General features: G+C 74.0%; 13 protein-coding genes. 2 read left to right on the forward strand and 11 right to left on the reverse strand.

Annotated elements, in window-relative coordinates:
* Positions 1-30 precede the first annotated feature (30 nt).
* On the reverse strand, positions 31-918 hold the full coding sequence (locus O7606_RS06855; RefSeq protein ID WP_281598225.1) for an MHYT domain-containing protein: 888 nt from the start codon (positions 916-918) through the stop codon (positions 31-33).
* A 184-nt stretch (positions 919-1,102) separates the two neighbouring features.
* Positions 1,103-3,904 carry a DEAD/DEAH box helicase gene (locus O7606_RS06860; protein ID WP_281598226.1) on the reverse strand — a complete coding sequence of 934 codons (2,802 nt, stop codon included), beginning with the start codon at positions 3,902-3,904 and terminating at the stop codon, positions 1,103-1,105.
* An 86-nt stretch (positions 3,905-3,990) separates the two neighbouring features.
* Here O7606_RS06860 and O7606_RS06865 point away from each other — a divergent pair, with 86 nt between their 5' ends.
* Complete coding sequence (locus tag O7606_RS06865; RefSeq protein WP_281598227.1) at positions 3,991-4,752, forward strand: HAD-IA family hydrolase; 762 nt, start codon at positions 3,991-3,993, stop codon at positions 4,750-4,752.
* 58 nt (positions 4,753-4,810) lie between these two features.
* Here the strand turns inward: O7606_RS06865 and O7606_RS06870 are convergent, their stop codons facing one another.
* From O7606_RS06870 to O7606_RS06895, 6 genes are all read right to left on the reverse strand, one after another.
* Positions 4,811-5,752, reverse strand: a complete 942-nt coding sequence (locus O7606_RS06870; RefSeq protein ID WP_281599524.1) for a diacylglycerol kinase — start codon at positions 5,750-5,752, stop codon at positions 4,811-4,813.
* Positions 5,753-5,852: 100 nt separating this feature from the next.
* Complete coding sequence (gene tatC, locus O7606_RS06875; RefSeq protein ID WP_281598228.1) at positions 5,853-6,785, reverse strand: twin-arginine translocase subunit TatC; 933 nt, start codon at positions 6,783-6,785, stop codon at positions 5,853-5,855.
* Between the two features lie 18 nt (positions 6,786-6,803).
* The gene (gene tatA, locus O7606_RS06880) at positions 6,804-7,169 is read right to left on the reverse strand and encodes a Sec-independent protein translocase subunit TatA (protein WP_281598229.1); all 366 of its coding nucleotides are present in this window, start codon (positions 7,167-7,169) and stop codon (positions 6,804-6,806) included.
* Between the two features lie 135 nt (positions 7,170-7,304).
* A complete protein-coding gene (locus O7606_RS06885) occupies positions 7,305-7,553 on the reverse strand; it encodes a hypothetical protein (protein ID WP_281598230.1) in 249 nt (82 codons plus the stop codon).
* Positions 7,554-7,562: 9 nt separating this feature from the next.
* Positions 7,563-8,573 carry a YafY family protein gene (locus O7606_RS06890; protein ID WP_281598231.1) on the reverse strand — a complete coding sequence of 337 codons (1,011 nt, stop codon included), beginning with the start codon at positions 8,571-8,573 and terminating at the stop codon, positions 7,563-7,565.
* A complete protein-coding gene (locus tag O7606_RS06895) occupies positions 8,570-9,568 on the reverse strand; it encodes a WYL domain-containing protein (RefSeq protein ID WP_281598232.1) in 999 nt (332 codons plus the stop codon). Before O7606_RS06895 ends, O7606_RS06890 begins: the two co-directional genes overlap by 4 nt.
* Before the next feature lie 234 nt (positions 9,569-9,802).
* On the opposite strand from O7606_RS06895, the gene O7606_RS06900 reads away from it, so the two are divergent.
* A complete protein-coding gene (locus O7606_RS06900) occupies positions 9,803-10,888 on the forward strand; it encodes a DUF3866 family protein (protein ID WP_281598233.1) in 1,086 nt (361 codons plus the stop codon).
* Between the two features lie 157 nt (positions 10,889-11,045).
* Here O7606_RS06900 and O7606_RS06905 read toward each other — a convergent pair whose 3' ends face one another.
* From O7606_RS06905 to prcA, 3 genes are all read right to left on the reverse strand, one after another.
* On the reverse strand, positions 11,046-11,225 hold the full coding sequence (locus tag O7606_RS06905; protein ID WP_281598234.1) for a hypothetical protein: 180 nt from the start codon (positions 11,223-11,225) through the stop codon (positions 11,046-11,048).
* 58 nt (positions 11,226-11,283) lie between these two features.
* Entirely contained in the window at positions 11,284-12,642 is a 1,359-nt protein-coding gene (gene pafA / locus O7606_RS06910) for a Pup--protein ligase (RefSeq protein WP_281598235.1), read from the reverse strand.
* 143 nt (positions 12,643-12,785) lie between these two features.
* A complete protein-coding gene (prcA, locus tag O7606_RS06915) occupies positions 12,786-13,634 on the reverse strand; it encodes a proteasome subunit alpha (RefSeq protein ID WP_281598236.1) in 849 nt (282 codons plus the stop codon).
* Positions 13,635-13,672: the final 38 nt, after the last annotated feature.

Here is a 13,672-nt window from a genome sequence, read left to right on the forward strand (position 1 = left end):
GAACCCCACGAGCCCGCCGGCCCTGACCGGTCAGCGGCGGACGTCGTCCCGGCGGCGGGGAAACGGGACGCCGGGCTGGCCGAGCGTCGAACGCGCCCGAAGGCCGACCGGGTCCGCCGGCGCGGACGCCGGGTCGTCGGCGACCGGCGCCGGCGTCCACCGGGAGTCCAGGTACGCCACGCCGGCCCGATCCTCCTCGGTGGGCGCGGCGAGGAGCGCGTACACCAGCCCGACCACCACGAAGATCACGGCGAGCACGATCGGCACCAGCAGGGTGCTCACCTCGGCGCCGGTCACCCCGGACCGCTCCGGGTGCAGGTGCACGGAGAGCGCGCTCATCCCGGTGAAGTGCATCCCGCTGACGGCGACGCCCATCACCAGCGCCGAACCGATCAACGCCGCCGTCCGGCGTACGGTCACCGCCAGCCAGAGCGCCGCGGTGGCGGCCACCAACGCGATCACCACCGACAGCGCGACCCGGGTCGGGTCGTAGCCCAGGTCGCCGCGCAGCTTCATCGCGGCCATGCCGGTGTAGTGCATCGCCGCGACGCCGGCCCCGGTGAACAGGCCACCGGCCAGGATCCGGGGCACGGAGACCCGCCCGGTGCCGACGACGACCAGGCCGATGCCGACCGCGACCACGGCGATGACCGCGCTGGCGATGGTCAGCGGGACGTCGTAGCGGATCTGGGCGCCCTCGACGGCGAACCCCAGCATCGCCATGAAGTGCATGGTCCAGATGGCGGTGCCGCCGATCGCCCAGGCGGCCAGCGCTCCCCACCAGAGGCGCTGACCGGTGGTCGCGGCGGTGCGGATGCGCCCGGCGCTCACCAGCCCCAGGAAGGAGCCGAGCACGGAGAGGCCGTACCCCAACGCGGGTGTGATCCATCCGTACTCGATGTGATTGATGTCTGCCACAGCGGCGATCCCCCCAGAAGATCCTCCGGCGTGAGAGACACGCCGCAGCAATGATCTGTGACGCCGTCACCAGGCACAACAGCGCCCCAGCGGCAATCCGCCGCGTGCCGTCCCGGTGACCGTGCGACGCGCCGACAGCCGCCCGGTCACTACTGAGCGTTACCTCCGGAAGGGGGCCGGTGGGTCAGACGGTGGCGTGGTACGCGAGCACGCCCCGGTTGACGGCGGCGATGGCCTGCCGGGCGGTGGACCGCAGCTCGGCCGACGCGCCGCCGGAGTCGGCGAGCTGCCCGAGCAGGTCGACCACCTGCCGCGCCCAGCGGACGAAGTCACCGGCCGGCATCTCCCCGTCGAGCTGCTGCCCGCTGGCCAGCACCTTCGCCAGGGCCTCGCCGCGCGCCCACCGGTAGATCGGCCAGGCGAAACCGAGATCCGGCTCCCGGGTGACGGCCAGCCCGCGGGCCGCCTCGTCCGACTCGATGCCGCTCCACAACTGCAACGTCGCGTCGACCGCGTCGGAGACCCCGCCACGCGGCACCGAGGCGCGCTCGTCGAGGTCACGGCGGGCCTCGAAGACCACCACCGACACGGCGGCGGCCAGCTCGGCCGGGGACAGCCCGTCCCACACCCCCCGGCGCAGACACTCGGCGACGAGCAGGTCCGCCTCGGTCCAGATCCGGGCCAGCATCCGCCCCGCGTCGGTGACCGCGCCGTCGGCGCCCAGGTAACCCCGCGCGGTCAGCAACGCCACGATCCGGTCGAAGGTACGGGCCAGCGATCCGGTCCGGCCGGCCACCCGCTGCCGCAACTCGTCGGTGTCGCGTTCCAGCCGGCGGCGGCGCTCCGCCCAGCGGGCGTGCTCCTCCCGCTCCGGGCAGGCGTGGCAGGGGTGCCGACGCAGCTCCGAGCGGAGCTGGCTGAGCATGTGGTCCTCGCCGGCCGCCTGCCGGGAACGCCCACCGCGCCGCCCACCGTGCCGGTCCAGCCCGGTGCCGGCGACCTGCGCGGCGAGATCCCGCCGGGCGGCCGGCGACCGGTGGTTGAAGTGCTTCGGCACCCGGATCCGGGCCAGCACCTCGGCCGGGGTGGTGAAGTCGCCGGGGCTGATCCGCCCGGCCCAACGGTCCTGGGTCAGCACCAGCGGACGGGGCTCGCCGAAGCCGCCGGTGGCCGGGTCGAGCACCACCGCCAACCCGGCCCGCCGCCCGGAGGGCACCCGGATCACGTCACCGACCCGCAGCCGCTCCAGCGAGGTGACCGCCGCCGCCTTGCGCTGGGTCTGCCCCTGCCGGGCGATGGCCCGTTCCCGGTCGCCGATCGCCACCCGCAACGCGAAGTACTCGTCGAAGTCGCCGTGGTGGCAGGCCGCCTCCGCGCCGTACGCGTCGATGGTCTCGGTGTTGCGCTGCACCTGCCGGGCCAGGCCGACCACCGACCGGTCCGCCTGGAACTGCGCGAACGACGACTCCAGCAGCTCCCGGGCCGGCTCCGCGCCGACGCTGCCGACCAGGTTGACCGCCATGTTGTACGACGGCCGGAAGCTGGACCTCAGCGGGTACGTCCGGGTGGACGCCAGCCCGGCCACGTGCCGGGGGTCGGTCTCCGGCGACCAGACCACCACCGCGTGCCCCTCGACGTCGATGCCCCGGCGGCCGGCCCGGCCGGTGAGCTGGGTGTACTCCCCCGGGGTCAGGTCGACGTGAGCCTCGCCGTTGAACTTGACCAGGCGTTCCAGCACGACGCAGCGGGCCGGCATGTTGATGCCCAGCGCCAGGGTCTCGGTGGCGAAGACCGCCTTGACCAGACCCCGGACGAACAGCTCCTCGACGACCTCCTTGAACGCCGGCAGCATGCCCGCGTGGTGGGCGGCCAACCCGCGTTCCAGACCGTCGAGCCACTCCCAGTAGCCGAGCACGGTCAGGTCCTCGCCGGGGATGGCGGTGACCCGGGACTCCACCACCCGGCGGATCTCGGCGCGTTCCTCCGGGGAGGTCAGCCGGAGCCCGGCGGCCAGGCACTGCTGCACGGCGGCGGCGCAACCGGCCCGGCTGAAGATGAACAGGATCGCCGGGAGCAGGCCCTCCCGGTCGAGCCGGTCGACGATGTCCGGGCGCAGCGGGCCCCGCCAGCGCGGGCCGCGCCGACCGGCCCCCGGCCCGGCGCCGCGCCCCTCGCCGAGGTCGAGCCGGCGCACCGTGTCCCGCGTGTAGCGGAGCAGCTCCGGGTGCACGTCGTGCTTGCGGGCCGCGTCCGCGTCGTGGAACAGGTCGAACATCCGCTTGCCGACCAGCATGTGCTGCCACAACGGCACCGGCCGGTGCTCGCTGACCACCACGGCGGTCTCCCCGCGTACGGTGACCAGCCAGTCGGCGAACTCCTCGGCGTTGGAGACGGTCGCCGACAACGACACCAGGGTCACCGAGTCGGGCAGGTGGATGATCACCTCTTCCCAGACCCCGCCCCGGAACCGGTCGGCGAGGTAGTGCACCTCGTCCATCACCACGTACGCCAGGCCGGCCAGGGTGGTCGAGCCGGCGTAGAGCATGTTCCGCAGGACCTCGGTGGTCATCACCACCACCGGCGCGTCCCCGTTGATCGCGTTGTCGCCGGTGAGCAGGCCCACCTGCTCGACGCCGTACCGGTCGACCAGGTCGTGGTACTTCTGGTTCGACAGGGCCTTGATCGGCGTGGTGTAGAAGCACTTGCGCCGGGTGGTGGGCGTCTCCCCGCCGTCGGCCGCCGCCGGCTTCCCGGGCCGGCCCCGCAACGCCAGGTGTACGGCGAACTCGCCGACCACAGTCTTGCCGGCCCCGGTCGGGGCGCACACCAGCACCCCGCTGCCCCGCTCCAGGGCCTGACACGCCTCCCGCTGGAAGTCGTCGAGGTCGAACCCGAGGTCGAGGGCGAACTCGTCCAGGGCCGGGAAGAGGGTGGCCTGCGCGGCCCGGTGGCGCGCCGCGGCGTACCGCTCGGCGGGGCTCGACATGCCACCAAGATTAATGCGTCTCCGGACGGGGCACCCGGCAAGGCCGACGCGCAGGCCGGTCCGGGGCGGTCGGTAGGGTGCACGACGTGCCGGATCATGTCCATGCGCCCGAACCCAGCGCCCACCACGCCGCCGACCCCGCGCCGCAGCCGCGCCGCCGGATCGAGGCGGTGCTGTTCGACTTCCACGGCACCCTGGCGCAGGTGGAGGACGCCCGGCAGTGGGTGTCGGCCGCCGCCACGAGCTGCGGGGTGACCCTGGAGCGGATGCGGGCCACCGTCCTCGCCGACCGGCTGCTCACCGCCGGGCGGGCCGGCGGGCCGCTGCCGCACCGGGTGCCGCCCCGGCTGGCCGAAGTGTGGTCCGACCGGGACCTGTACCCACACGCGCACCGGGCCGCGTACACCGGGCTGGCCGGCACCGTGGACGCCGGTATCGACGGCCTCGCCGACGCCCTCTACGAGCGGGTCCTCAGCCCGGACGGCTGGGTGCCGTACCCGGACGCCGGGCCCACCCTGGCGGCGCTGCGGGCGGCCGGGGTGAAGACCGCGGTGGTCAGCAACGTCGGCTTCGACCTGCGACCGATGTTCGACGCGTGGGAGCTGACCGGGCTGGTCGACACGTTCGTCCTCTCCTACGAGGTGGGCCGGCGCAAGCCGGACCCGGGGATCTTCCTGCGCGCCTGCGGTCTGCTGGGCGTCGACCCGGAGCAGACGCTGATGGTCGGCGACACGCCCGCCGACGCGGGCGCGGTCGACGCGGGCTGCGCCACGCTGGTGCTGCCGGCCTCGGACGCCGGCCGGCCGCACGGCCTCGGCGCGGTGCTCGACCTGGTGACCCGCGGCTGACCCCGCCCGTCGCCCGCCCGGGGCCGCCCGGCCCCCGTCCGGGGGCGTCGGGCGGTTCTCAGCGCAGCAGTCGCGCCGCCGCCGGCACGGCGGTGACGGTCACCGGCAGCGGCAGCGCCCGTTCCCCGTCGGCGTACGTGACGATGCCCTCGGCGGCCACCTCCACGGTGCGGGCCCGGTAGCTGCGCACCAGCGGATGCCGCACGTGACTGCCCTGGTAGATGCGCGGTTTGACCCGCATCAGGGTGCGCCTGTCGAACCGTCCGCCGACCACCACGTCCAGCAACCCGTCGGTCGGGTCGGCGTCCGGGCAGATCCGCATGCCGCCGCCGTAGCTGGCGCAGTTGCCCACCGCGACAAGCACCGCGTCGACGTCCTGCGGCACGCCGTCGAGGCGCAGGGTGTAGCGGCGCGGGCGCAGCCGGGCCAGTTCCGCCACGATCGCCAGGTCGTACCGGCGGGGGCCACGCGGCCAGCGCATCCGGTTGGCCCGTTCGTTGACGACCGCGTCGAAGCCGGCCGCGAGGACCGCCCCGTACCAGCGGACCGTGCCGTCGGCCCCGGTCATCCGGGCCAGGTCCACCGGGCGGGTCCGGCCCGCGCGCAGCGCCGCCACGATCACCTCGACGGCGGCGTCCGGGTCGACCGGGAAGCCGGTGTCGGCGGCGAAGTCGTTGCCGGTGCCGGCGGGCACCGGCCCGAAAGCTACAGCCGTGCCGGCCACCGCCTGCAACGCCCGGTGCACGGTGCCGTCCCCGCCGACGGTCAGCAGCGCCGCCACGCCGTCGGCTACCGCCGCCCGGCAGGCCGCCTCGGCCTCCTCGGCGGTGCTGGCCTCCAGCAGCCGGACCGGCCGGCCGGTAGCGCCCAGCCGGTCCAGCAGGCGGGGCAGCGCCCCCCGGCGTCGTCCCCGCCCGGCGGTCGGGTTGGCCAGCACGGCCACCGGCCCGTCGGGCGGCCCGACGGCCGCCGGGTGATCATCCGCGGTCACGGCCAGCAGAGTAGTCGACCGGCCGGCCACCGGCTGACCGGCGGACAACCGGCGAGCCCGAAGACGCCGCCCCCCACGCACGGGGACGGCGTCGGCGCGTTCCCGGGGATCACGTCATGTCGTCGTAGCGGCGCTCGATCGGGGCCGGGGCCGCGACCGGCTCCGGGGCGGCGATCGGCGCGCTCGCCTCGACCCGGTCGCCGGCGGTCACCGGATCCCGGTCGTCCGCCAGCGGCGAGACCTCGTCGTCGTCGAGCCCGGCGTAGATCTCCTTGCCGCGACCCCGACGCCTGTCGTTGAGGAACGCGACCCCGACGGCGGCGAAGTAGAGCGCGGAGAGGCAGAGCGCCAGCGCGGTCATCCCGAACGGGTCCGGCGTGGGCGTCACCACCGCCGAGAAGGCGAAGAACGCGAAGACCGCCACCCGCCACCAGCTCAGCAACTTGCGCGCGCTGGCCAGGCCGACGAAGTTGAGCATCAGCACGATCAGCGGGAACTCGAACGCCACCCCGAAGATCAGGATCATGTTGGTGACGAAGGAGATGTACCGGGTGACCTCCAGCGACGTTTCCACGCCGGTGACGCCGGACTCCAGCAGGAACGACAGGCCCTTGTCGACCACGAAGTAGGCCAGCGCCGCCCCGCCCATGAACAGCGGCGCGGCGATCCCGACGAAGAAGTACGCGTACCGGCGTTCGTGCCGGTGCAGGCCCGGCGCGATGAACGCCCAGAGCTGGTAGAGCCAGACCGGGGAGGCGACGATCAGACCGATCCACAACGCCAGCTTGAGCTTCAGCAGGAAGCCGTCGGCGGCGCCGAGCTGGACGAACGGCTCATCCGGGTTGATCTGGTAATACGGTTCGGCGAGCAGCTCGAAGACCGGCTGCGCGAGCACGAAACCGACGACGAAGCCGGCGACGAGCGCGATCGACGCGCGGAACAGCCTGTCCCGCAGCTCGCGGACGTGCTCGATCAGGGTCATCGAGCCGTCGGCGGCCTGCTGGAACTTGCTCGGACCACGCTTACGGAGACCGAAGGCCACGGCGGACCGGCCTCCCGGTCAGTTCTCGCGGACGCGCTGCACCGGGTCGATGACCGGCGGCGCGACCGGCTGCTGCGGCGCGGCCTGGTACGGCGCCTGCTGCGGCTGACCGGCGTACGGCGCCTGCTGCGGCTGACCCGGGTGGTACGGCGCCTGCTGCTGCGGGTGGGCGGCGTTCGGCGGCAACGGCTGGTAGCCGGCCTGCGCGTCGGCCTTCTCGGCCAGGTCGCCACGGTCGTCGTCCTGGAGGCTCTTGGTCTCCGCCTTGATGATCCGCAGCGAACGGCCAAGCGAACGGGCCGCGTCCGGGAGCCGCTTCGCGCCGAAGAGCAGGATCAGCACGACCACGAGTACGGCGATGTGCCACGGCTTGAGGGCACCCATGGGAAGCTCCAGTCGCTCTGTGGGACGGGTGGTGTGTCGCAGCCCATCGTACGTGCGCCGACAGCCTGCGCCACCCGCCGGCCCAACGGTTGTCGAGGCCGGCCGGTGAAGTCTCGACCAACCCGACGTGTCACGTCAACCGCCCCGCTTGGCCCTGATCAGCGCCATCCGCTCCTCGGCGGTGGCGAGCCGACGCTGCAACGCCTCGGCCCGTTCCTGGAGCACCTCGGCGTTCGCGGCCAGCGACGTGGCCTGCTCCTGACGCTGCTGGAGGGTCAGCGCGGCCCGGCGCAGCCGGGGCAGCCGGACCAGCACCGGCCGCACGGCCAGGCCGAACGCGACAAGCGGGACGAGCAGCAGCGCGAGCACGATCCACTTCAGCACGCGGTCAGCCTACTGCCCGGCCGGCGCGCCCGCCGACGTGGCCAGCGGGGCCGCGTACGCGTCCAGGGCGGCCACCGCCTGCGCCCGCACCTGCTCGACCAGCTCGGCCGGGGCCAGCACGGTCACGTCCGGGCCGAGCCCGAGCACGAACCGGCGGGCCCAGCCCAGGTCGGTCACCCGCAGCGAGACCAGCCAGCGGTCCCCCTCACCCGGCTCGATCCGCTCACAGGGGTAGTACTCGGTGATCCACCGTTCGCCCCGACCGATCCGCAGCGTGATCAGCGGCAGATCGGGCGTGGGCCGGAACACCCCGCCGGTCAGGTCGGACGAGCGGGCCTGCGGCGGCGCCGTGGCCGGCTCGTCCAGCTCGGTGACCGCGTCGATCCGGTCGGCCCGGAACATCCGCACCGCCTCGGCGCGGCGGCACCACGCCTCCACGTACGCCCGGCCGCCGACCGACAGCATCCGCAGCGGGTCGATGGTGCGTTCGGTGGTCTCGTCCCGGGCCGCCGTGTAGTAGGTGACCCGCAGCGCCCGGCCGCCCTCCACCTTCGCCCGCAGCGCCTCCAGCCGCTGCGTGTCGCCGGGCAGCCGGACCGCCACCGGCGCGCCGACCAGGTCACCGCCCGCGCTCTCGATCTTGGCGAGCGCCCGCTCGACCGCGTCCCGGTTGGCCACCCCGGGCGTCTCGGCGAGCATCCGCAACGCCACCACCAGCGCCAACGCCTCGTCCGGGGTCAACCGCAACGGCCGGTCGATGCCCGCGTCGTAGGTGATGGTCACCCGGTCACCGTCGAAGGCCATGTCGATCAGGTCACCCGGGCCGTAGCCGGGCAGCCCGCACACCCAGAGCAGCTCCAGGTCCTCGCGCAACTGCCGCTCGCTGACGCCGAGGTCCCCCGCCGCCTCGGCGATCTCGATGCCCGGCCGGGCCAGCAGGTACGGCACCAGGTTCAGCAGCCGGGCGAGCCGGTCGGCCGAGGCACGCGACCCGGTCGGCCGGGTGGCGGTACGGGTCATCGGGCACCTCCGCTCAACGCGGCCTCGTCGTGCCGGGCCGCGATCTCCGTCAACCGCCGGACCACCGCGTCACGCAGCTCGGGCGGGTCCAGCGCCCGCACGTCCGGCCCGTACCCGACCACCTGGCCGGCCAGGAACTCCACGTCCGCGTACGGCAGGACCAGCCGGTCGCCGTCCGGGCCGCTGCTGCTCTCCACCGCCCAGCGGCGCAGCCCGGCGGCCCGACCCGGGGTGACCAGGACGGTGGCCCGACCGGTCCGCTCCACCGGACCGGAGAACCGGGCCACGTGACTGATCAGGTCGATCCCCTCGGGTGGGGCGTAGGCGCCGGGCCGACCGGTGACCCGCACCGCGCCGACCACCCGGGACAGCCGGAAACAGCGGGTGGCCGACCGGTCCAGGTCGTGCCCGACCACGTACCACCGGCCCCGCCAGCAGACCACGCCCCACGGCTGGAGACGACGGGTGGTCGGCGCGTCACCACCGGCCGTCCGGTAGTCGAAGCCGACCACCCGACGGTCCCGGGCCGCGGCCGTCAACGGCGCGAACGCCGGATCGACCGTGACCATCGGCTCCACCCCCAGGGTGGCCTGCGGGTCCACGTCCACGCCGGCGGCACGCAGCTTCGCCAGCCCGGACGAGGCGGCGGCGGCCAGCCCGGCGTGCTGCCACAACCGGGCCGCGATGCCCACCGCGGCGGCCTCGTCCGGCTCCAGCGGAATGTCGGGAAGCGCGTACTCCCGGTGCGCGATGCGGTAACCCGGCTCGGTGTCGAAGATGCTGGCGGTGCCGGTCTCCAACGGGACGCCCAGCTCCCGCAGCTCGGCCTTGTCGCGCTCGAACTTGCGCTGGAACGCCTCGTGATCCCGGACGTCGTCCGGATCGTGTTCGTAGCCGGGCACGGTCGCGGCGATCTGCGCGGCGGTGAGGAACCGGCGGGTGGACAGCAGGCAGATCACCAGGTTGACCAGGCGTTCGGTGCGGGTCCGCGACACGTGCATGACGCTAGCAGCCGCGCCGGGCCGGCCGTACACCCGCGCGGGCGTGCCGCGCCGCCGCAGGTGGCGGCCGTCACGCGCACCGGACGGACCCCGCCGACCGATCGTCGCCGTCCTCCCTGCCCCCGGCAGCGACGGCGACGACGGCGACGCCGCCGCGACCCGGGCATCGACCCCGACCGACGAGGCCGGGCGCCACCGCCCCGGCGGCGACCGCTAGCGTTTCCGGTCATGGTGCGATGGCGGACGGGAACGGTCACGGCGCTGCGCCGGCAGTGGCCCGGCGCGACGGAGCTCGACGTCGCCCTGCCCGACGGCGCGACCATGCGCGCCCTGGCCTACCCCGAGCTGGTCGGCCACCCCGAACCCGGCGACCGGGTGCTGCTCAACGCCGGCGCGTTGCTGATGGGCCTCGGCACCGGCGGGTACGCGCTGGTCGTCGCCCTGCCTGACCGGCTCCCACCGGACCCGCCCGCCGACGCCGGCAACCGCGACGCCGGGCACCTGGTCAAGGCCCGCTACACCCCGCTGCAACCGATCCTGCTCGGCGTGGACGAGGAAGCCTCCCCGCACCACGCGCTGCTCGCCGACGCCGACGACCTGGCCGGACTGCCGGTGGTCACCGCCGACCTGCACTCCGCGCTGCCGGCGATCCTGGCCGGCGTACACACCGACGCACCGGGCCTGCGGGTCGCCTACCTGCTCACCGACGGTGGCGCGCTGCCCGCCTGGTTCTCCCGCACCCTGGCCGGGCTGCGTGGGCGGCTGGCCGGCACGATCAGCGTCGGCCAGGCGTTCGGCGGTGACCTGGAGGCCAGCACCCTGCACACCGGGCTGCTCGCCGCCCGGCAGGTGCTGCGCGCCGACGTCGCCGTCGTCGCCCAGGGGCCGGGAAACCTGGGCACCGGCACCCGGTGGGGCTTCTCCGGGGTCGCCGTCGGCGAGGCGGTCAACGCTGTCGCCGCCCTCGGCGGGCAGCCGGTCGGCTCCCTGCGGATCTCCGCCGCCGACCCCCGCCCCCGGCACCAGGGGGTGTCGCACCACAGCCTCACCGCGTACGGGCGGGTGGCGCTCGCCCCAGCGGACCTGGTCGTCCCGGACGGCCTCGACCCGACGCTGGCCGCCGAGGTGGACGCGGCGACGGCGGAGCTGGCCGCCCGGCACCGGATCGTCCGGGTCGACACCGCCGGGCTGGACGCCGCGCTGCGGGCCAGCGTCGTGCCGCTGTCCACCATGGGACGGGGTCTGGACGCCGACCACGCGTACTTCCTGGCCGCCGCCGCCGCCGGCCGGCACGCCGCCCGACTCGTCCGCTGACCGACCCGGCAGGGCGGTGGGCATACGGCCTGCGCGACGGCAACCAGCGCGGCGGCCAGCCGCTGACCGGTCAGGCACGGCACGGCACGGACCGGTCAGGCACGGCACGGAGCGACACGGTGGACGGGCCGCCCGCCACGCCGGTCCGGGCGCGCGGTCAGGCCAGCAGGACCAGGGCGGCCCAGGCGGCCAGCAGCACCACCAACACCAGCGCCAACACCCAGGTCGGCACGGTGAACTCCCCGCGACGGTTCGCCGCGATCTCGTCACGGATCTTGTTCCGGCGGCGCTCGACCCAGGTCAGGCGCTCAGGATCGGGAGGTGATGGGTAGGCCATGGCCCGGCAAGCGTACCCGGCGCTCCGGTCGGACCACGGCCCGACCGGAGCGACCCGGTCACATGCTCGCGATCAACCGCTCCACCCGCTCGTCGTACGCCCGGAACGGGTCCTTGCACAGCACCGTGCGCTGCGCCTGGTCGTTGAGCTTCAGGTGCACCCAGTCGACGGTGAAGTCCCGCCGCTTCTCCTGCGCCTGCTTGATGAACTCGCCGCGCAGCCGGGCCCGGGTGGTCTGCGGCGGCGTCTCCTTCGCCTCGAAGATCTCCGGGTCGGTGGTCACCCGGTCGACCTGGCCCCGCCGCTCCAGCAGCGCGTAGAGGCCCCGACCTCGCCGCAGGTCGTGGTACGCCAGATCCATCTGCGCCACCCGCGGGTGCGACAGCGGCAGGTCGTGCTTGCGCTGATAACGCTCGATCAGCCGGAGCTTGGTCACCCAGTCGATCTCCCGGGACACCGGGCCCAGGTCACCGCTCTCCACCGCGCCCAGCACCCGACCCCACAGCTCCACCACCCGCTTGGCGGTCTGGTCGCCGCCCCGCCGCTCCACGAACTCGGTCGCCTTGGCGAGGTACTCCTGCTGGATCTCCAGCGCGCTGATCTCCTTGCCGGAGGCCAGCCGCACCTTCCGCCGACCGGTGATGTCGTGCGACACCTCCCGGATCGCCCGGATCGGATTCTCCAGGGTGAGGTCCCGCATCACCACGCCGGCCTCGATCATGCGCAGGACGATGTCCGCCGAGCCCACCTTGAGTAGCGTGGTGACCTCGTTCATGTTGGAGTCACCGACGATCACGTGCAGTCGGCGGTACCGCTCGGCGTCCGCGTGCGGCTCGTCGCGGGTGTTGATGATCGGCCGGCTGCGGGTGGTTGCCGAGGAGACGCCCTCCCAGATGTGCTCGGCCCGCTGCGACAGGCAGTAGACCGCCCCGCGCGGCGTCTGCAGCACCTTTCCCGCGCCGCAGATCAACTGCCGCGTCACCAGGAAGGGGATCAGCACGTCCGCCAGCCGGCCGAACTCGCCGTGCCGGGAGACCAGGTAGTTCTCGTGGCAGCCGTACGAGTTGCCGGCCGAGTCGGTGTTGTTCTTGAACAGGTAGATCTCGCCCGCGATGCCCTCGTCGTGCAGCCGCTTCTCCGCGTCGATCAGCAGCCCCTCCAGGATCCGCTCACCCGCCCGGTCGTGCGCCACCAGGTCGACCACCGAGTCGCACTCCGGCGTCGCGTACTCCGGGTGCGAGCCGACGTCCAGGTAGAGACGGGCGCCGTTGCGCAGGAAGACGTTGCTCGACCGGCCCCAGGACACCACCCGACGGAAGAGGTAACGCGCGACCTCGTCGGGCGAGAGCCGCCGCTGCCCTCGGTAGGTGCAGGTGACGCCGTACTCGGTCTCGATACCGAAGATTCGCCGCTCCATGATGAGACATTAGCCCCCCGGAGCCCGGATTGGGCAGCGCTCGACGGGGGGCTTGTCGCGGTCGGTCGCCGGACGGCCACCATCCGCGCCGGCAGCGCGCAGACCGGACGGGCGGGCCCGTCCGGTCTGCGCGCTGGATCAGGTCAGGGCTGGGTCTCGCCGGTGCTCGCCTCGGTGGGCGTATCCGGGGCCTGCCCCTCCAGGTCCGCGGAGCCGGCCGAGGTGGTCGGCTTGCCGGACGGCGCAGCCGGCGGCTTCGCCGTCTCCGTACGGGCCGTCGGGGCGGGCTCCTCGCCGCCGTCCAGCAACGAAGTCAACGCCGCGCCGGTGATCCGGCGGAAGGTACGCCCGACCCGGGTGCGGTCCAGCACCGCCACCTCGAGCTGGTCGGCGGCGATCGTCCGGGCCACGCCGCCCTCGCCGCCGACGCTGCTCAACGCCTTGACCGCGACCTTCACCGCCCCGCCCAGCGACATGTCCGGCCGGTGGTCGGTCTTGAGCACCGCGGCGATCGCCTCGGCCTGCCCACCCATCGCCATCCGGCCCGGCTCGTCGGTCACCGACCCGTCGTAGGTGCACCGGTACAGCTCGTCCTGCTCCGCGGTGGCCCCCACCTGCGCCACGCACAGCTCCACCTCGAACGGCTTGGACTGCTCGGTGAAGAGCGTGCCGAGGAGCTGCGCGTACCAGTTCGCCAACGCCCGGCCGGTCACGTCCCGCCGGTCGTAGCTGAGCCCGTTGAGGTCGGCCATCCGCACCCCGGCCCGCCGCAGGTTCTCGAACTCGTTGTAGCGGCCGACCGCGGCGAAGCCGATCCGGTCGTAGATCTCGCTGACCTTGTGCAGGGCGCTGGAGAGGTTCTCCGCGACGAAGAGCACCCCGCCCGAGTAGCTCAGGACCACCGCGCTGCGGCCCCGGGCGATGCCCTTGCGGGCCAGCTCGGAGCGGTCGCGCATGATCTGTTCGGGCGAGGCGTAGAACTGCATGGCCACGGCGGCGGTTCTCCTTAGAGCGCTGTGCTGACGGCTGC

The sequence above is a fragment of the Micromonospora sp. WMMD882 genome, assembly GCF_027497255.1.
Taxonomy (GTDB): Bacteria; Actinomycetota; Actinomycetes; order Mycobacteriales; family Micromonosporaceae; genus Micromonospora.